Origin of the sequence: Pseudomonas abietaniphila, assembly GCF_900100795.1 — a bacterium.
Classification (GTDB): Bacteria; Pseudomonadota; Gammaproteobacteria; order Pseudomonadales; family Pseudomonadaceae; genus Aquipseudomonas; species Aquipseudomonas abietaniphila.
Window position 1 is genome coordinate 127,020 of record NZ_FNCO01000018.1, and the last position, 18,366, is coordinate 145,385.

At 58.6% G+C, this 18,366-nt stretch carries 16 protein-coding genes; 3 read left to right on the plus strand and 13 right to left on the minus strand.

The window, feature by feature from the left end:
• Positions 1-40: 40 nt before the first annotated feature.
• The 3 genes from BLS87_RS27305 to BLS87_RS27315 all read right to left on the minus strand — a co-directional run bounded on the left by BLS87_RS27305 (position 41) and on the right by BLS87_RS27315 (position 4,265).
• Positions 41-1,684 carry a Na/Pi cotransporter family protein gene (locus tag BLS87_RS27305; protein WP_074757597.1) on the minus strand — a complete coding sequence of 548 codons (1,644 nt, stop codon included), beginning with the start codon at positions 1,682-1,684 and terminating at the stop codon, positions 41-43.
• A 439-nt stretch (positions 1,685-2,123) separates the two neighbouring features.
• On the minus strand, positions 2,124-2,891 hold the full coding sequence (locus tag BLS87_RS27310; RefSeq protein WP_074757599.1) for a TerC family protein: 768 nt from the start codon (positions 2,889-2,891) through the stop codon (positions 2,124-2,126).
• A gap of 66 nt (positions 2,892-2,957) precedes the next feature.
• Positions 2,958-4,265 carry a CitMHS family transporter gene (locus BLS87_RS27315; RefSeq protein WP_074757601.1) on the minus strand — a complete coding sequence of 436 codons (1,308 nt, stop codon included), beginning with the start codon at positions 4,263-4,265 and terminating at the stop codon, positions 2,958-2,960.
• A 324-nt stretch (positions 4,266-4,589) separates the two neighbouring features.
• Between BLS87_RS27315 and BLS87_RS27320 the strand changes: the two genes are divergently transcribed.
• Entirely contained in the window at positions 4,590-4,991 is a 402-nt protein-coding gene (locus BLS87_RS27320) for a GFA family protein (protein WP_074757634.1), read from the plus strand.
• A 696-nt stretch (positions 4,992-5,687) separates the two neighbouring features.
• Here BLS87_RS27320 and BLS87_RS27325 read toward each other — a convergent pair.
• The 10 genes from BLS87_RS27325 to BLS87_RS27370 all read right to left on the minus strand — a co-directional run bounded on the left by BLS87_RS27325 (position 5,688) and on the right by BLS87_RS27370 (position 15,570).
• A complete protein-coding gene (locus tag BLS87_RS27325; protein ID WP_074757603.1) occupies positions 5,688-7,649 on the minus strand; it encodes a DUF7844 domain-containing protein in 1,962 nt (653 codons plus the stop codon).
• Positions 7,646-7,966 (minus strand): DUF2388 domain-containing protein, encoded by a 321-nt coding sequence (locus BLS87_RS27330; protein ID WP_074757605.1) that lies wholly within the window; start codon positions 7,964-7,966, stop codon positions 7,646-7,648. Before BLS87_RS27330 ends, BLS87_RS27325 begins: the two co-directional genes overlap by 4 nt.
• A 35-nt stretch (positions 7,967-8,001) precedes the next feature.
• The gene (locus BLS87_RS27335) at positions 8,002-8,307 is read right to left on the minus strand and encodes a DUF2388 domain-containing protein (protein WP_074757607.1); all 306 of its coding nucleotides are present in this window, start codon (positions 8,305-8,307) and stop codon (positions 8,002-8,004) included.
• Between the two features lie 105 nt (positions 8,308-8,412).
• Positions 8,413-8,730 (minus strand): DUF2388 domain-containing protein, encoded by a 318-nt coding sequence (locus tag BLS87_RS27340; RefSeq protein ID WP_074757609.1) that lies wholly within the window; start codon positions 8,728-8,730, stop codon positions 8,413-8,415.
• 377 nt (positions 8,731-9,107) lie between these two features.
• Positions 9,108-9,323 (minus strand): DUF1127 domain-containing protein, encoded by a 216-nt coding sequence (locus tag BLS87_RS27345; protein WP_062386508.1) that lies wholly within the window; start codon positions 9,321-9,323, stop codon positions 9,108-9,110.
• A 319-nt stretch (positions 9,324-9,642) separates the two neighbouring features.
• Positions 9,643-11,136, minus strand: a complete 1,494-nt coding sequence (locus tag BLS87_RS27350; RefSeq protein WP_074757611.1) for an acetyl-CoA hydrolase/transferase family protein — start codon at positions 11,134-11,136, stop codon at positions 9,643-9,645.
• Between the two features lie 189 nt (positions 11,137-11,325).
• Entirely contained in the window at positions 11,326-12,771 is a 1,446-nt protein-coding gene (locus BLS87_RS27355; RefSeq protein WP_074757613.1) for an NAD(P)(+) transhydrogenase (Re/Si-specific) subunit beta, read from the minus strand.
• The gene (locus tag BLS87_RS27360) at positions 12,771-13,106 is read right to left on the minus strand and encodes an NAD(P) transhydrogenase subunit alpha part 2 (RefSeq protein ID WP_074757614.1); all 336 of its coding nucleotides are present in this window, start codon (positions 13,104-13,106) and stop codon (positions 12,771-12,773) included. The genes BLS87_RS27355 and BLS87_RS27360 overlap by 1 nt, the downstream gene beginning before the upstream one ends.
• 11 nt (positions 13,107-13,117) lie before the next feature.
• Positions 13,118-14,239, minus strand: coding sequence for a Re/Si-specific NAD(P)(+) transhydrogenase subunit alpha (locus BLS87_RS27365; RefSeq protein WP_074757616.1), 1,122 nt, complete (start codon positions 14,237-14,239; stop codon positions 13,118-13,120).
• A 434-nt stretch (positions 14,240-14,673) separates the two neighbouring features.
• Entirely contained in the window at positions 14,674-15,570 is an 897-nt protein-coding gene (locus BLS87_RS27370) for a LysR family transcriptional regulator (RefSeq protein WP_074757618.1), read from the minus strand.
• A 174-nt stretch (positions 15,571-15,744) separates the two neighbouring features.
• Here BLS87_RS27370 and BLS87_RS27375 point away from each other — a divergent pair, with 174 nt between their 5' ends.
• Both BLS87_RS27375 and BLS87_RS27380 read left to right on the plus strand, forming a co-directional pair.
• On the plus strand, positions 15,745-16,926 hold the full coding sequence (locus BLS87_RS27375) for an acyl-CoA dehydrogenase (RefSeq protein ID WP_074757620.1): 1,182 nt from the start codon (positions 15,745-15,747) through the stop codon (positions 16,924-16,926).
• A gap of 10 nt (positions 16,927-16,936) precedes the next feature.
• A complete protein-coding gene (locus BLS87_RS27380) occupies positions 16,937-18,157 on the plus strand; it encodes a CaiB/BaiF CoA transferase family protein (protein ID WP_074757622.1) in 1,221 nt (406 codons plus the stop codon).
• Positions 18,158-18,366 lie beyond the last annotated feature (209 nt).

Genomic DNA, 18,366 nt, shown 5'->3' on the forward strand with positions numbered 1-18,366 from the left:
TGTGTAACAGACTTCAGACCGGGCCCTGCGTTCACCTCGATTATTCTGGTTGGCTTTCGCTGGACAAGGCCCCGGTGTCAGAGGTTTCAAGAACGGCATAGGCGCTGCTGCAGAACAAAGAATTCAAACGTTTCATGTCGGCGATCAGCTCGAGGTGCAACGAGCTGGTCTCGATACTCTGCACGATTTTACGTTGCAGTCTGCTGACATGGGCATGGGCCAGACGCCGCTCCTGTGCCCGGAAACGACGTTTTTCACGCAGTAATTGGCGCGCGCTTTCCGGATCGCCACTGAGAAATACCGACAAGCCCAGGCGCAGATTGGCCATCAGCTGCTCATGCAGCCCGGAAAGTTCTTCCAGCCCGACGTCGGAAAACGAACGCCGCTGGGAAGTCTTTTGCTGTTGAACCTTACGCAGCATACGCTCGATCAATCCGCTGGCCAGTTCAAGATTGATCGACAATTCGATGATTTCGGCCCAACGGCGGTTGTCCTGATCGCTGAGGTCTTCTCTTGGCATTTGCGCCAGGTACAGCTTGATCGCGTTGTACAGCACCTCGACGTCGTCGTTCAGACGCCGCACCTCTTGGGTGACCGCCGTCTGATTGCCCCGCAGCACTTCCTGCATGGCATTGAGCATGCTGTCGATCAGATCGCCCATACGCAGGGTTTCACGCACCGCATTGGCCAATGCCAGGCTCGGTGTCGCCAAGGCAGTGAGGTCCAGATGACGGGGTTTGACCGCGCCATTGACCTCGGCCTGTTGCGGCAGTATCGAGGCGCACAGTCGGCCCATCGGTCCAACCGTGGGCAGCATGATCAGGCAGCGCAGCGAGTTGTAGATCACATGGAAGCTGATCACCAGGCTCGACGGGCTGACTTCCAGGGTTTCCATCCAGTGCACCAGGGGCGTCAACACCGGAATGATCAGCAGCAAGCCGATCAATTTGTACAGCAAGCTGCCAAGCGCCACCTGGCGACCGGCGACGTTCTGCATGCTGGTGCTGAGGAACGCCAGCAGACCGCTGCCGATGTTGGCGCCGATCACCAGCCCGATGGCGACCGGCAAGCTGATGATCTCAGCGCCTGCCAGTGTTGCGGTCAGCAGGACAGCGGCCAGGCTTGAGTAGGAGATCAGCGCGAACATCGCACCGACCAGGGCGTCGAGCAGGATGTCGCCGGTCAGCGACGCAAACAGCACCTTCACGCCGGCCGCCTGAGTGATGGGTGCGGCAGCGGTGACGATCAGTTGCAGCGCCAGGATGATCAACCCCAGGCCGATACCGACGCGGCCAAGCTGACCGACACGGGTCTGCTTGCGCGACAAAAAGAGAATCACCCCGAGAAAGATCAGCAGCGGCGACAGCCACGACAGGTCGAAGGTCAGGATTCGCGACATGATGGCGGTCCCGACGTCGGCACCCAGCATGATCGCCAGCGCGGGCGTCAGGCCCATCAGGCTCTGGCCGACGAACGAGGTCACCAGCATGGCGGTGGCGTTGCTGCTCTGCACCACTGCGGTCACGAGGATCCCGGCCACGAAGGCCAGCGGACGTTTAGACATGTTCTGACTGAGCACACGGCGCAGCTGCGAGCCATAGACACGCAGGATGCCGGTTCGAACGATGTGCGTGCCCCAGATCAATAGCGCGACGGCAGAAAGCAAATCGAGCAGGGTCAGCATACGGAAAGCCCCCTGTTAATAGCCCGGCGGACAAAAATAGCCAGCGCCCAGTTGGGCAAGAAGTGAAAGTACAGCGTGTAGCGAGCGAAAGCGCTTGGGCACTGTCGTGATCAGCTTGCTCAACTAAAGCTTTAGTCGGCCTGAGGCCTTATTGCCAGCATGGCACAGCCGATTATTTCTTGAAACAAATCTGTCATAAATCAGGTGTTTGCTTTGTGTGAGTCAGTGTAGGAGTGTGGCTTGTCCCGCGATCGGCGAGGAACTCGTCGCAAAATCAGAGCGCACGTCGTACCAGGTACTCCGCGTCTGCGCAGTTTGCTGCAGATCGCGGGACCAGATGAAGCGCAACACCGGCAGGTCCTACAGGATTGCGCCGGGTTCAATAAAAAACGGGGCACTCAATGCCCCGTTCTGTCACCGCTACAACGCACTCTGGGTGTTATTGACCCGGAACGTCCTTGCGAAGTTTCACGGGATCCTTCATCGCTCGCTTCTTGGCCATCGAGGTACGCATCTTGATGTTGATCGCTTCGACCGCCAGCGAGAACGCCATGGCGAAGTAAACGTAGCCTTTCGGCACGTGCACATCGAAGGACTCTGCGATCAGCACCGTACCGACGACGATCAGGAACGACAGCGCCAGCATTTTCAGTGACGGGTGCTTGTCGATGAAATCGCTGATGACGCCTGCGCACAGCATCATGATCAGGACCGCGACGATGATCGCAGCGACCATGACCGGCACATGAGACACCATGCCGACTGCGGTGATGACCGAGTCCAGCGAGAACACGATGTCGATGATCGCGATCTGAATGATCGTGTACAGGAAAATGCCACCCTTGCCTTTCGGCTCTTCGATCTGCTCATCTTCGCCTTCCATGCCGTGATAGATCTCTTGCGAGCTCTTCCACAACAGGAACAGACCACCGAAGAACAGGATCAGGTCGCGACCGGAAATGCCCTGGCCGAGTACGACGAACATGTCGTCGGTGAGGCGCATGACCCAGGTGATCGACAGCAGCAGAAGGATTCGCGTGACCATCGCCAGCGCCAGACCGAAGATCCGCGTGCGGGGTTGCATCGCTTTGGGCATCCGGCTGACCAGGATCGAGATCATGATGATGTTGTCGATGCCCAGAACGATTTCCAGGGCAGTCAGGGTTAAGAAAGCAACCCAGATCTCAGGGTTGGTCAGCCATTCCATTACGTTTTCCTTTGAGCTTGTTAATCCTCGCTGCCGGTGGTCCGCCAGCGAGGGAGTTCAGTTGCCTTATAGACTGCTGAACGCAGGGAATATCCCCATCAGCAGTGCGGCGACCAGGATGCATACGCAGACCAGCACCGCCCACTTGAGGGTGAAGCGCTGATGATCACCAAATTCAATGCCAGCAAGGGCGACCAACAAATAGGTCGACGGCACCAGCGGGCTCAACAGATGGACGGGCTGACCGACGATCGAGGCACGTGCCATTTCCACCGGGCTGATCCCGTAGTGCGATGCGGCCTCGGACAGCACCGGCAGCACGCCATAGTAAAACGCATCGTTGGACATGAAAAAGGTAAACGGCATGCTGACCACGGCCGTAATGACCGCAAGGTACGGGCCCATCGCGTCCGGAATCACTGCCAGCAGGCTTTTTGACATCGCATCGACCATGCCGGTGCCGGACAGGATACCGGTGAAAATGCCCGCCGCGAAGATCAGGCCGACCACTGCCAGTACGCTACCGGCGTGCGCCGCGACGCGGTCTTTCTGCGCTTGCAGGCACGGGTAGTTGACGATCATGGCGATACTGAACGCGATCATGAACAGTACCGGCAGCGGCAGCAGGCCCATGATCAAGGCAACCATCAGCGCCAGCGTCAGTGCGGCGTTAAACCAGATCAGCTTGGGACGGCGTGCGTCGGGGAACTGCGAGACACTGATTTCGCTGTGATCGACTTCGTCGCCCGGCAGGTGCAGTTCGCCCAGACGCGCACGCTCACGTTTGCCGTAGCAGTACGCGATCACCAGGATTGCGATCACACCGGCGAGCATCGCAGGAATCATCGGCACGAAAATGTCCGAAGGGTCCACATGCAACGCACTGGCCGCACGGGCAGTCGGGCCGCCCCATGGCGTCATGTTCATCACGCCGCCCGCCAGAATGATCAGGCCGGCCATGATGCGCGGGCTCATGCCCAGGCGGCTGTACAGCGGCAGCATGGCGGCCACGCAGATCATGTAGGTGGTGGCGCCGTCGCCGTCCAGTGAGACGACGAGGGCCAGAACGGCGGTGCCCACCGACACTTTTACCGGGTCACCTTTGACCAGCTTGAGGATCTTGCGCACGGCCGGGTCGAACAGGCCGGAGTCGATCATCAGGGCAAAATAGAGAATGGCGAACATCAGCATCACGCCGGTCGGCGCAAGCTTGGTGATGCCGGCGAGCATCATGGGGCCGATGTCGGAGGCGAAACCGCCGAACAAGGCAAACACGATCGGCACGATGATCAGAGCAATCAGCGCGGAGAGGCGCTTGCTCATGATCAGGTACATGAAAGCGACAACCATGGCAAAGCCGAGGAAGGTCAACATAGAAATACTCCAGGCGTTACGCGACGTGAAAACGGACGAGACGAAGCAATCAGCTCAAGACGAGCAGCGCAGGGAGTCGGGGGTGAGCGAGGGGTACAGCGGAGCACGAGCAAGCATCAGAATCACCGAATTGTTGTTGTAGATGGGCCGGCGAACGTCGAAAAGCGTTCGTCCTGGCTGGCCGGTCTTTCGCCGGCGGTGAGGTGATGCTAAAGCGCTTACCTTTCAACCAGCTTTCGCTGCCGTTCCGCTGATCGTTGCCGCACCAATGAAGCATTTTCGCCGGAACGCAGTCAGAGCCTGAACACGAACGGGAGAATGACCATGAGCGAAATGCATACCGGTGGATGCCATTGCGGCAATCTGCGCTATCAACTCGATGCGCCCTTGCGCGACATTGCTCATTGTCATTGCTCGATTTGTCGGCGTACATCAGGCGGCATTGCGGTGACCTGGATCACCGTGCCTCTAGAGTCATTCAAATGGTTGGCCGGAAGCCCTGCGGCCTATGATTCCGGACCGACCTGCGTAAGGTTCTTCTGTAGTAACTGTGGGGCACAGGCGGCGCTCTTCAGCCGCAACAGCCCGGAGACCATGGACGTGACCATCGCCACGCTCGACCACCCCGAGCTCGCCCCGGCCGTTCGGCATATCTGGACCGACAACCGATTGCCTTGGCTGCATTTGGATGAACATCTGCCGGGCGAGCCAGGCGAAACGGTTTAGCCGCACCCAGAGTCGCTTCTGCCCGCAGGGGTAGCGATCGGAGGTTACGAAGGTCCCGATCGCGGCGCATCAGACGGCATTGATGTGTCTGATCCACCCTTATCGCGAGCAAGCTCACTCCTACAAATGCAGGCAGGCCTCAGATCTGAGATACGACGCCGATCCTGTAGGAGCAATCGGAGGTTACGACGGTCGCGAACGCGGAGTGTCAGGCGACATGAGTGTTTCTGACCCAGCCTCATCGCGAGCAAGCTCACTCCTACAAATGCAGGCAGGCCTCAGATCTGAGATACGACGCCGATCCTGTAGGAGCAATCGGAGGTTACGACGGTCGCGAACGCGCAGTGTCAGGCGGCATGAACGTGTCTGACCCAGCCCCATCGCGAGCCAGCTCACTCCTATAAATGCATACAGGCCTCAGATCTGAGATACGACGCGGATCCTGTAGGAGCAATCGGAGGTTACGACGGTCGCGAACGCGGAGTGTCAGGCGGCATGAACGTGTCTGACCCAGCCCCATCGCGAGCAAGCTCACTTCTTCAAATGCAGGCTGGCCTCAGATCTGAGGTACGACGCCGATCCTGTAGGAGCAATCGGAGGTTACGACGGTCGCGAACGCGGAGTGTCAGGCGACATGAGTGTGTCTGAACAAGCCTTGTCGCGAGCAAACCCAATCCTGCAGATCGCTTTGCGTATTCAAGGTAACTCCAACCCACCCGCCGCCTTGTGCAACGCCCGCAAATGCTCGCCCACTTGCTTGAGATTTTCGTCGGTAGCGGCAATCTCGGCAGCACGGTCAGGCTCCAGCAGCGCCCTCACCTCTTTGTCCAGATCGCCGGTCAGACGCTGCAGCTGTTTCTGGCGCTGGCTGCTTTCTTCTTCAAGACGTGTCCATTCGCCCTGCTGCGGCAGTCCGTACCCTCCACTGCCCAACAGTTCCGCGGGGCGGCTGAGGAAGCCGCTGTTGGCCAGGATGTCCTGCAACGTGCCAGTGGCCTTCGACACACCGTTGTCCTTCTTCTCGACCGCGCTGAGGTAGCGTTGCTTGACCTCATCCTGCGCCAGCAGCAACTGACGGCGTTGAGCGGCCTGCTCCAGAAGCAACATGGCGGCGCTGGTGCGCAGATCGGCCTGGGCGAAATAAGGGCGTCGGTCTTTCGCAGGCAGCGACAGCCAGTCTTCGACGGTGGTTTCCTTCACATCAGTGGATTTGCGCAGCACATCGAACATCGCTTGGTAGCGGTCGCGGTAGGAATCAAAGCGATAGCCCAGCCGCAGCGCTTTTTTGGGATTGTCCAGCACGCTGGTGTCCGCCAGACCCCTGCCCTTGAGCACTTCCAGCAAACCGTTGGGCATGATGCTGTCGAGGCCCACCAGCCGAGGGTCGTCAGTGCCGCTGCGCAATAGCTTGAGGTTTTCCACGGCGCAGTTGTTGGACAGAAACCAATAGTTGCCGTCATACGCCCAGTGCATCTCGGCGGCATGCTGGACCAGCCCGTCGATTTCCTCGCGGGACAGTTTCAGCGGCACGGACGCCAGGCTGCGCAATTCCGTTTTGGTGTATTCGTCGATCACCTGCCCCAGCGGCAGCACGAACAGGCGCGATGGATAAGCGCCTGTCAGGCCGCTCCAACTGGACAGTTGCAGGTCGTTCACAAACGCACGATAGGACAACACCAGATGCTGATCCAGATCCAGACGGCAATCCGGGCCGCGCGGACGTCCAGGCTTGCAGATGACCAGGCGCAGCATGCTGTGGCCCCAACGACTCACCAGATTCTGATTGGCTTCGGCCAACAGGTAATCAACCTCATACACGCGCTCGGGGTCGAGCTTGCCCAGCGGCTCACGGGCGAAGTCGTTACCGGCGTTCAGGTACGGGTAGTAAGTCGGGCAGTCATCCTTGGCGGCGGGCGCCCAGTTGAACAGCTGTTTGTAGTAGTTGTAGAGCGCGGGACGTCGGCAGGCATAGGCCGGATCAAGGAGGAAGTACTCCATGTTCACCGCAACAAACTCCAACGGGCTGCTGATTTCGTAGATATCGGGGCTGCGGGCAACTTGACCGTTGCGTTCCTCACGCTCCCCTCGACGTCCCACGTATTGCGGCCAGCCGGCAAGGTCCAGCAGGCGTGGATCGTCGCTCAACGTGAAGCGCCGGTCGGTCTGGCCTCGGCAACTGTCACGCAGACCGATCTTGCCGGTGCTGTTGCCCTGGCGCGCACACGCGATGATCAGCTTGCGGTCTTCAGGCGACCAAAGCTGGGCGTGATCATAAATATGGGTGAGCTCATGCAGCACCGTCGCGAGCATCTCTTCGCGCACCGTCCCGTGTGGGCGATTGGTGCGGGTGGTGGCTGCGGTGCCGTCGGTCAAACCCGCCAGCAGGCGTTGATTGAGGTCCAGACGGTAAGGCCCGTCTGCGCGTCCGTAGGCGTTGGACGGCATGTCATCGGTCCAGCGGACTTCGACTTTACGATCAAGCTTGCTGACGAACATCGGCGGCAAATGCGCCATGGCCTCGTCGAGCAGCGTCTGGCTGGCTTGCTGCTGGGCAGGACTCAGCCCGTCGGTGTACAGCGACAGACTCAAGTCGGCGAAGGCGCTCGTACAGATCAGCGACAGCGCCGAAGCCAGCAGCCAGACGGCTACGCGCCTCACAGTGCGAGGATGGCTTCAGCGAGATCCTGGTCACTGGCATTGCGCGCTTCTGGCAGGCGCTCACGCAAGGTGGCGAACGCGGCGTCCAGTTTAGCGCCGTGAATGTCGCCGTTCGTGGCGACGTAGCTGGCGGCATCGTCCTGAGCTTCCACAACCATTTTCCAGTTGCGAACCGAAGACGTGGTGTCGGAGGTGAAGTCCACGCTGCGGCCCAACGCACGGACAACGATGTTACTGGTGGCTTTCAAGGTTTGCGCGTGCGCGACATCGGTCAGCAACAACAGGCCGAGGGCAGCGGCAATCAACGGGGTACGCATGGAACGGCTCCAGAATACAGAAGGTGCAAAAGTGATTATTGGACGAGAATTGCCTGCGCCAGTTCAAGGTCGCTGGCATGAAGTTTTGGCTGGGCTTGACGCAGATACATCAGCGCGGCCTCCAGCTGTGCTCCTCGCAGTTGGCCATCACTGGCTATAAACGCTGCAGCATCATCCTGGGCGGCAAGTATCAGCTTGTTATCGAAAGGCCCGGTCGTCACCTGGCTGGTGGCGTACCCGCTTTTGATCAGGCTTTGTGTGGTTGTGTCGAACGCTTGAGCCTGGGTAACGCAGATCAGGCTGGCAGTCGCTGCAATCAACAGGCGAGACAATGAACGCATGAGTCTTCGGTATTGGCGAAACGAGTGGCAAGGCTAGCGCAATGCCCCGGCCAGAGCCAGTGAAGGTGTCGGGGCGTGCGGCGCCAAAGCTGTCGCGATGCTGAATCAGATTGCGAGAATGGCCTGCGCCAGCTGCGCATCCGATGCGTTCAGGCTCGGGCTGACTTCACGGATGTGCTGAAACGCACCCTCCAGATGAGCTCCGCGGATTTCGCCTTTGCTGGCGACGAAGCTGGCTGCGTCATCGCGCGCGGCCAGAACGATCTTGTCGTCATGGAAGGACGAGGAGATCTTGGAGGTGGCGTTGGACGACGCGTCCAGTGCGCGCACGATGGTGTCGGTGGTGACCACGAAGCTGGACGCCTGAGCGCCGGTTGCCGCGATCAAAAGTACAGCTGCACTCATCAGGCGAAAGCGAGACATGTTTGAACTCCACAAGGAACAAAATAAGTAACCACATGCGCAAAGCCGACGATGAGCAAAGCTATCTCGCAGGCGATGGGGTAAAGGGTGAAGCAAGACTAGCGTAACCGGGATCGTCAGCACTATCACGGCTAAATGCCAGCTGACAGGATGAGCCTGCTTTATCGTCACCTGAAATGCCTGACAGGCCCGTGAATCAACAACTGTACTTGCTGGGAGACTAAATTAATAAACTGTACCTATCAGGCTGATAGCCGCACTCGATCTTCGAAACCCGGAAACAACAAAGCCCGTCGGCAGTTTCCTGCGACGGGCTTCGTGTGAACAATTCGGGTTGCTGGTGAGAGGCTCTTCGCCTGGGACCAGCGGACGCTAAATTAGCGCCAGAACGGCTTGCTCAGCTCTTCGTAACGCTGGGATTCGCTGATACCGGCGTCAGCCAGCAGACGAGCATCCAGACGGGCCAACTGGTGGCGGCTGGACAGACGACGCTGCCAGAGCATCAGGTTGGCGAACATGCGCAGCGGCAACGAGGCTTTAGCGGATTGAGCGGTTTCTTCGTAGAACAGTTCGGAACTTACGGTGCGTTCCATGGTGCTTCTTCCTTCCGCTTGTGGCGGGATTAGATAGTGACTTGATTGGTGCCAATCTTCCTCTTGTTGCCGCTCTCTCTCCAGACACAGTTCACTTGTATTGTGATGCTCCAGTTAACTGTTCAAAGGCACTGTTTTGCTCATTCGTGGGGCAACTGTACCGGTAAGCACAAATATGGTGCGTTTTGTGCGCCGGAACAGTGAATTTTGAATTTTCAGGGGTGAAAACGACCGGTACAGCAATACAGTTTTTGTCAAAAAGGCGTGCAGTGCGTGGAAAGTGGCGACGAAAGGTCGTCGCCAATCCAGAACTGTTTTCCTACACCGACAGCATGCGGCCGGTTTCTTCCAGGTTGAGGTGCCAACTGAGTGCATCGCGCAGCACATGCGGGGTGTGGCCGCCGATAGCGCAGGCTCTGCGGAAGTAGTCATTGAGCGCTTCGCGGTAGGCGGGATGAACACAGTTGTCGATGATCACGCGAGCGCGTTCACGAGGTGCCAGGCCCCGTAGATCGGCAAGCCCCTGCTCAGTCACGAGGATGTCCACATCATGCTCTGTGTGGTCCACGTGGCTGACCATCGGCACTACGCTGGAAATCGCGCCGGCTTTGGCGATGGATTTGGTCACGAAGATGGCGAGGTGAGCGTTGCGAGCGAAATCGCCCGAGCCTCCGATGCCGTTCATCATCCGCGTCCCGCCCACGTGTGTGGAGTTGACGTTGCCGTACAGGTCGAATTCAAGGGCTGTGTTGATGCCGATGATGCCCAGACGGCGCACGACTTCAGGATGGTTGGAGATTTCCTGAGGGCGCAATAACAGTTTCGGTTTGTACTGTTCCAGGTTGTTGTAGACCGCGTCGTGCTTGCGCTCTGACAGCGTCATCGAGCAACCCGAGGCAAAGTCCAGCTTGCCGGCCTCGAACAGGTCAAAGGTCGAGTCCTGAAGCACTTCCGAGTACATCGCCATGCCGTGGAACGGCGAGTCGATCAGACCGGTCATGACCGCGTTAGCGATCGTTCCAACGCCTGCCTGGAGAGGCATCAGCTGGTTGGTCAGGCGGTTTTGCCGCACTTCGTTCTTGAAGAACTCCACCAAGTGACCGGCAATCGCCTGCGTTTCACTGTCTGCGGGCAGTACAGTTGAAGGTGAGTCGGTCTGGTCGCTGATCACGATGCCCACGATCTTCGCCGGGTCGATCTTCACCGCCTGGCTGCCAATGCGGCTATCAGCCTTCAGCACCGGAATGGGCAGGCGGGTCGGGCGGTACGTGGGTATATAGATGTCATGCAGGCCTTCGAGCTCCAGCGGTTGCGCCAGATTGATCTCGACGATCACCTGCTCGGCCAGAATGGCGAAGCTGGCCGAGTTGCCCACGGACGTGCTCAACACCAGATGACCTTCCTCGGTAATCGCCACGCACTCGATGACGGCGATGTCGACGGATTTGATCTGACGATTGCGCAGTTGCTCGACGGTGTCGGACAGGTGCTGGTCGATGAACATCACCGAACCGTCGTTGATTGCCTTGCGCAGCGTGTTGTCGACCTGAAACGGCATACGACGGGACAGCACGCCGGCTTCGGTCAATTGCTTGTCGAGGTCGTTACCCAGACTTGCGCCGGTCATCAGGCTGATTTTCAGCGGGTGAGCCTTGGCGCGTTCCGCCAGCGCCTTGGGCACGGCCTTGGCTTCGCCGGCACGGGTGAAACCACTCATGCCGACGGTCATGCCGTCCTTGATCAGGGAAGCGGCGTCGGCCGCGCTCATTACTTTGCTCATCAAAGACGGCAGGCGGATACGTTCACGGTGCATGTTTGTTTATCTCGGGACGAGGATGCGAGCGACCAAGTCTAGAGATTTGCCTTTTTCTCGTCCCACGACCAAGGTCGCATGAGAGGGCTCTAATTAGCGGGTTTCAGAACAAAACACTGTTACACCGAATGTAAAAAACCCTCGGCCGATCGATGCGCCGAGGGTTTGATGTGTCGCGGGCTAAAGCGGTTATTCGACCGCTTTGACCATGTCTTCGATGACTTTCTTGGCGTCGCCGAAAACCATCATGGTCTTGTCGAGGTAGAACAGCTCGTTGTCCAGGCCGGCATAGCCGCTGGCCATCGAGCGTTTGTTGACGATGATCGTCTTGGCCTTGAAGGCTTCCAGAATCGGCATGCCGGCGATCGGCGACTTCGGATCGTTCTTCGCCGCCGGGTTGACCACGTCGTTGGCGCCGAGCACCAGCACCACGTCGGCCTGGCCGAACTCGGAGTTGATGTCTTCCATCTCGAACACCTGATCGTAAGGCACCTCGGCCTCAGCCAGCAGGACGTTCATATGGCCTGGCATACGACCGGCGACCGGGTGAATCGCGTACTTCACAGTCACGCCACGATGGGTCAGCTTTTCGGTGAGTTCCTTGAGGGCATGCTGGGCACGAGCCACCGCCAGGCCATAGCCCGGTACGATGATCACGGTGTCGGCATTGGTCAGCAGGAAGGTGGCGTCGTCAGCCGACCCGGATTTGACCGGGCGTGCTTCTTTCGAGCCTGCCGCTGCGCCTACATCCGCCGCGCCGCCGAAACCACCGCCGATCACGTTGAAGAACGAGCGGTTCATGGCCTTGCACATGATGTACGACAGGATCGCGCCGGAGGAACCTACCAGAGAGCCTGCGATGATCAGCATCGAGTTGTTCAGCGAGAAGCCGATACCGGCCGCCGCCCAGCCCGAATAGCTGTTGAGCATCGACACAACCACGGGCATGTCCGCGCCGCCAATCGGGATAATCAGCAGCACGCCGATGACGAACGCCAGGATCAGCATGATGCTGAAGGCGAACAGGCTGCCGGTGAACATGAACGTCAGGCCGAAGAACAGCGTGGCCAGGCCCAGGAGCAGGTTGAGCTTGTGCTGACCTGCGAACTGTACCGGCGCGCCCTGAAACAGGCGGAACTTGTACTTGCCGGACAGCTTGCCGAAGGCGATGACCGAACCCGAGAAGGTGATCGCACCGATGGCGGCACCCAGGAACAGCTCCAGACGGTTGCCGGTCGGGATCGAATCGCCCAGGTGCGCCACGATGCCCAGCGACTGCGGTTCAACCACAGCGGCAATCGCAATGAACACCGCGGCCAGACCGATCATGCTGTGCATGAAGGCGACCAGCTCCGGCATTTTGGTCATCTCGACGCGCTTGGCCATGATCGACCCGGCCGTGCCGCCAACCAGCAAGCCCACGATGATGTAGCCGATGCCCGCGCTGGCGCCGTCAGTGGACAGTGCAGCGAGTTTGAACACCAGGCCGATCGTGGTCAGGACAGCAAGCGCCATGCCGAGCATGCCGAACAGGTTGCCGCGACGGGAAGTCGTCGGGTGCGACAGGCCTTTAAGGGCCTGAATAAAACAGATCGCCGAAACGAGGTACAACAGGGTGACGAGGTTCATGCTCATTACTTCGGCACCTCAGTTTTGGCTGTGCTTTTAACAGGAGCAGCCTTCTTCTTGAACATTTCCAGCATGCGGCGGGTGACCAGAAAGCCACCGAACACGTTGACGGCGGCCAGAGCGACAGCCAGCGTGCCCATGGTTTTGCCCAGCGGCGTCACGGTCAGTGCGGCAGCCAGCATGGCGCCAACAATCACGATGGCCGAGATGGCGTTTGTCACGGCCATCAAAGGCGTGTGCAAGGCAGGGGTGACGTTCCAGACCACGTGGTAACCGACGTAAATCGCCAGCACGAAGATGATCAGGTTGTAGACGCCGTGAGAGATCAGCATGTCTTCCATTGTTTTTATCCTCAGCCGTTCTTGCGGACGATCTGGCCGTCGCGGCACATCAGGCACGCGGCGACGATGTCGTCTTCGAGGTTGATCTCGAACTGTCCTTCCTTGGTAAAGACCAGCTTCAGGAAGTCCAGCAGGTTGCGTGCATAAAGAGCAGAAGCATCGGCAGCAACCAATGCGGGCAGGTTGGTATGACCGACGATGGTCACGCCATGCTCGATCACTACCTGGTCAGCCACGGTCAGCGGGCAGTTGCCGCCTTGGGCTGCCGCAAGGTCGATGACCACCGAGCCCGGTTTCATCTGCGACACCGTTTCTGCGCTCAGCAAGACCGGCGCCTTGCGGCCCGGAATCAGCGCGGTGGTGATCACGATGTCCGCCTGCTTGGCGCGTTCGTGAACGGCCACAGCCTGGCGCTGCATCCAGCTGGCAGGCATCGGGCGCGCGTAACCGCCAACACCGACCGCTGCTTCGCGCTCTTCATCCGTTTCGTACGGCACATCGACGAACTTGGCGCCCAGCGACTCGATCTGTTCTTTCACCGCAGGACGAACGTCGGAAGCCTCGATCACGGCGCCCAGACGTTTGGCCGTGGCGATGGCTTGCAGGCCGGCAACGCCCGCTCCGAGAATCAGCACGCGAGCAGCCTTCACCGTGCCGGCAGCAGTCATCAGCATCGGCATGAAGCGCGGATAGTGATGCGCGGCCAGCAGCACCGATTTGTAACCGGCAATGTTGGCTTGCGAAGACAGCACGTCGAGGCTTTGTGCGCGAGAGGTGCGCGGGGCCGCTTCGAGGGCAAATGCGGTGATCCCGCATTCGGCCATCTTGGCGATGATCTCGTTGTTGAAGGGGTTAAGCATCCCGATGACAACCGTCCCGGTCTTGATCAGAGCCAGTTCGCTGTCGCTGGGTGCGACGACTTTGAGGATCAGCTCGGCGCCGAAGGCATCGGCGGCGCTGCCAATCGAAGCACCGGCCGCTTCATAGGCGCTGTCCGTGACACTGGCGGTAATGCCGGCGCCTGACTGGACGGAGACCTTATGACCCTGGCCAATGAGCTTCTTGATGGTTTCCGGCGTTGCAGCAACCCGAGTTTCACCGGACTGGGTTTCGAGAGGGACACCAATGTGCACGTCAAATCTCCTGCGTGATCTTTTTATCTTTTAAAAATAGGCCAGCGCACTGCGGATGGCGCGTCTGGGGCAGCGATCACCATGTCCCCGCAAGACAAGGCGGGGCGCGGCATTTTGCAGGTGTCAGAAGGGGGCATCAAGGAATTCTGTAACGCGACATCTCTTTAACTACAAGTCACCCTGTGACCGTTTGACGCAACAAAACGCTACAGGCCTTGTAGGTTATGGTCTGTAGCTGAATATGAGGTGTTGGAAATTTTTTTTCTATCTATCACGAGAATGGTGGCTAATCAGCCTGTAAGCCCCGTCACATAACGCTTACAGCCTGTTTTTGATAAAGAACACAAGTGTTTCTTAAATGCGACATATCAAGATATCTGTAGGCTTTTCAAAGTCCTGACTACAGGGTCAGTAATGGCGGTTAGATAGACAGATCAAGGCATTGCGTATGTTTCAGCCTGATGCACCAGCCAGTCTCGGAACGCTTTCAGGGACGCTGACTCGACTTTGCGTTCTGGAATCATCAGGTGATACGCCTTAAGACTCGATAAAGCATGGGGATTGGCGATGACCAAACGGTTCTCAGACAGCTCGCGCTGAATCAGGAACGGCGGGATCAGCGCGACGCCCATGTCATGCATGGCCGCCTGGGCGAGCATGGAGAATAGCTCGTATCTGGGACCTGTCATGTCGCGTGCGACACTTATGCCCATTGCGCTGAACCACTGTCGCCAGGCATAAGGCCGGGTGGTCTGTTGGAGTAGCGGCATGTCAGCCAGATCCCCGGCGCTGAGCTGCTTGCTGTTATTGAGCAGCGCCGGGCTGCACACCGGCATGGGGTTTTCGCTCATCAGCCGATGCGACTCTGTGCCTGGCCAGTCTGCGTCGCCGAAATAGATCGCTGCATCGAACTCGGTATCAGCAAACAGAAAAGGTCGGGTTCGGTTGGTCAGGTTAATCGTCACATCCGGGTGCTGATGCTGGAAGTCTTTGAGCCGCGGTAACAGCCATTGGGTGCCGAAGGTCGGGACCACGGCCAGTTCGATCACATTGGCGCCTTGATGGCCCATCACGGAGAGTGTGTCGCGCTCGACGGCGTCGAGTTGGGTGGCTACGCGACGACTGTAGGAAAGCCCTGCCTCTGTCAGCTTCACGCCTCTTCTAGAACGTCGGAATAACTCGACGTTGAGGAACTCTTCAAGGCTGGCAATCTGACGGCAAATTGCACCTTGCGTGAGGGACAGTTCTTCAGCCGCCTTGGTAAAGCTTTCATGACGAGCGGCGGCTTCAAAGCTGACCAGCGCTGTAGTACTGGGAATCTTGCGTCTCATGTACGTCAACCTCACTCGTAAACTCTGAATCTCGCTGCTCGCGCGTTCTCGGAGTGAGAAATTAGCACAACACTATGCGAAATCCTCGTTTGCTGTAGGACAAATCCACGCCTAGGATCTATCCACGACTTTTCTCGGCAGCGTCCGAGAACATCATTCAGCGAGGAGACAGTCATGGGCGGTAAGGCAAGCTTCAATTGGATCGATCCACTGTTGCTGGATCAGCAGCTCACTGAAGAAGAGCGCATGGTTCGTGACAGCGCCGAGCAGTTCGCCCAGGACAAGTTGGCGCCTCGCGTTCTTGAGGCCTTCCGTCACGAGCAGACCGATCCTGCAATTTTCCGTGAAATGGGCGAGGTCGGCCTGCTGGGCGCGACGATCCCTGAGCAATACGGTGGCAGCGGTTTGAACTATGTCTGCTATGGCCTGATTGCCCGCGAAGTGGAGCGTGTCGACTCCGGCTATCGCTCGATGATGAGCGTCCAGTCGTCGTTGGTCATGGTTCCGATTAATGAATTCGGTACCGAAGCGCAGAAGCAGAAGTATCTCCCCAAGCTTGCCTCTGGTGAGTGGATTGGATGCTTTGGCCTCACCGAGCCGAACCACGGCTCAGACCCGGGCGCCATGATTACTCGCGCCAGGAAGGTCGACGGCGGTTATCGCTTAAGTGGCAGCAAAATGTGGATCACCAACAGTCCGATCGCGGATGTGTTCGTGGTGTGGGCGAAAGACGATGCTGGCGACATCCGCGGCTTCGTGCTGGAGAAAGGATGGCAGGGCCTGAGCGCGCCGGCCATTCATGGCAAGGTCGGCCTGCGCGCTTCCATCACAGGCGAAATCGTGATGGATAACGTCTTTGTGCCAGAGGAGAACATCTTCCCGGATGTGCGAGGTCTGAAAGGTCCGTTCACCTGCCTGAACTCGGCGCGTTATGGCATCTCCTGGGGTGCGTTGGGTGCAGCCGAGTTCTGCTGGCACACCGCGCGTCAGTACACCCTGGACCGCCAGCAATTCGGCCGGCCTTTGGCGGCCAATCAGTTGATCCAGAAGAAACTTGCCGACATGCAGACAGAAATCACTCTGGCACTGCAAGGTTGCCTGCGCTTGGGCCGAATGAAAGATGAAGGTACGGCGGCGGTAGAAATCACCTCGATCATGAAGCGTAACTCCTGTGGCAAGTCGCTGGACATTGCGCGGATGGCCCGTGACATGCTCGGTGGTAACGGGATTTCGGACGAGTTCGGCATTGCCCGCCATCTGGTCAATCTTGAAGTTGTGAATACCTACGAAGGCACGCATGACGTTCACGCGTTGATTCTGGGTCGTGCGCAGACGGGCATTCAGGCGTTCTATTAAGGAGCCGGCCATGGGCGCGCTATCGCATTTGCGTGTGCTGGACTTGTCCAGGGTTCTTGCCGGACCTTGGGCGGGGCAGATTCTCGCCGATCTCGGCGCTGATGTGATCAAGATCGAGCGCCCAGGCAATGGCGACGACACCCGCGCCTGGGGGCCGCCGTTCCTGAAGGATCCTTGGGGCGAGAATACCTCCGAGGCGGCGTATTACCTTTCTGCCAACAGGAACAAGCAATCCGTCACCATCGACTTCACTCGGCCTGAAGGTCAGAAGCTGGTGCGGGAGTTGGCCGCGAAGTCCGACATTGTGATCGAGAATTTCAAGGTGGGCGGGCTCAAGGCTTACGGTCTTGATTACGAGTCCCTGCAGGCAGAGAACCCCCGGCTGATCTATTGCTCTATCACCGGCTTTGGTCAGACGGGTCCGTATGCCAAGCGGGCGGGTTATGACTTCATGATTCAGGGGTTGGGCGGCTTGATGAGCCTGACCGGTCGCCCTGAAGGTGAGGACGGCGCCGGGCCGGTAAAGGTCGGGGTGGCGCTGACCGATATCCTCACGGGGCTTTATTCGACGTCTGCCATTCTCGCTGCGTTGGCGCACCGCGATCAGGGCGGTATGGGTCAGCATATCGACATGGCGCTATTGGATGTGCAGGTCGCGTGTCTGGCGAACCAGGCGATGAATTACCTGACGACAGGTGTATCGCCAAGGCGGCTGGGCAACGCTCACCCGAACATCGTGCCCTATCAGGACTTTCCTACGGCAGATGGTGATTTCATCCTGACGGTGGGCAACGACAGCCAGTTTCGCAAGTTCGCGGAAGTCGCGGGTCAGTCGCACTGGGCGGACGACCCAAGGTTCGCTACTAATAAGCAGCGTGTTGCGCATCGAGGCGAGCTGATTCCGCTGATTCGTCAGGCCACTGTTTTCAAGACTACGGCTGAGTGGGTGACAGCGTTGGAGTTGGCGGGCGTGCCATGCGGCCCGATCAATGATGTCGCTCAGGTATTTGCCGATCCCCATGTCCAGGCGCGGGGCTTGAAAGTCGAGCTGCCTCATGCGCTCGGCGGAACGGTGCCACAGGTTGCCAGCCCCATCAGGTTGTCGCAGACACCGGTGGAGTATCGTCGAGCGCCTCCATTGCTGGGCGAGCATACGCTGGAGGTCTTGACCGGTGTTCTGGGGCTTTCGGACGACGCAGTGATGGCGTTGCGTGAAGCGGGAGTGCTCTAGGTCTCTTCTCTATAGGAGGCCGCGAAAGCGGATCCCTATATAAACAGAAGGAACTGACTGATTTTCATGAGGTTTTGGCTTTTTGATAGAAACTTCAAATTAAGTGTTGACGCCCCTCTGAATGTCTCTATAATTCGCCCCACTTCCGGCGCAGAAGAAACGGAAAACTCCTTGATAATCAACGAGTTGGACGAAGTAAGCAGCGAGGA

What these genes read in the sequence shown, in the direction of transcription:
- BLS87_RS27305 (WP_074757597.1), bottom strand. Translation starts at nt 1,684, where the DNA reads ATGCTGACCCTGCTCGATTTGCTTTCTGCCGTCGCGCTATTGATCTGG.
- BLS87_RS27310 (WP_074757599.1), bottom strand. Translation starts at nt 2,891, where the DNA reads ATGGAATGGCTGACCAACCCTGAGATCTGGGTTGCTTTCTTAACCCTG.
- BLS87_RS27315 (WP_074757601.1), bottom strand. Translation starts at nt 4,265, where the DNA reads ATGTTGACCTTCCTCGGCTTTGCCATGGTTGTCGCTTTCATGTACCTG.
- BLS87_RS27320 (WP_074757634.1), top strand. Translation starts at nt 4,590, where the DNA reads ATGAGCGAAATGCATACCGGTGGATGCCATTGCGGCAATCTGCGCTAT.
- BLS87_RS27330 (WP_074757605.1), bottom strand. Translation starts at nt 7,966, where the DNA reads ATGCGTACCCCGTTGATTGCCGCTGCCCTCGGCCTGTTGTTGCTGACC.
- BLS87_RS27335 (WP_074757607.1), bottom strand. Translation starts at nt 8,307, where the DNA reads ATGCGTTCATTGTCTCGCCTGTTGATTGCAGCGACTGCCAGCCTGATC.
- BLS87_RS27340 (WP_074757609.1), bottom strand. Translation starts at nt 8,730, where the DNA reads ATGTCTCGCTTTCGCCTGATGAGTGCAGCTGTACTTTTGATCGCGGCA.
- BLS87_RS27345 (WP_062386508.1), bottom strand. Translation starts at nt 9,323, where the DNA reads ATGGAACGCACCGTAAGTTCCGAACTGTTCTACGAAGAAACCGCTCAA.
- BLS87_RS27350 (WP_074757611.1), bottom strand. Translation starts at nt 11,136, where the DNA reads ATGCACCGTGAACGTATCCGCCTGCCGTCTTTGATGAGCAAAGTAATG.
- BLS87_RS27355 (WP_074757613.1), bottom strand. Translation starts at nt 12,771, where the DNA reads ATGAGCATGAACCTCGTCACCCTGTTGTACCTCGTTTCGGCGATCTGT.
- BLS87_RS27360 (WP_074757614.1), bottom strand. Translation starts at nt 13,106, where the DNA reads ATGGAAGACATGCTGATCTCTCACGGCGTCTACAACCTGATCATCTTC.
- BLS87_RS27370 (WP_074757618.1), bottom strand. Translation starts at nt 15,570, where the DNA reads ATGAGACGCAAGATTCCCAGTACTACAGCGCTGGTCAGCTTTGAAGCC.
- BLS87_RS27375 (WP_074757620.1), top strand. Translation starts at nt 15,745, where the DNA reads ATGGGCGGTAAGGCAAGCTTCAATTGGATCGATCCACTGTTGCTGGAT.
- BLS87_RS27380 (WP_074757622.1), top strand. Translation starts at nt 16,937, where the DNA reads ATGGGCGCGCTATCGCATTTGCGTGTGCTGGACTTGTCCAGGGTTCTT.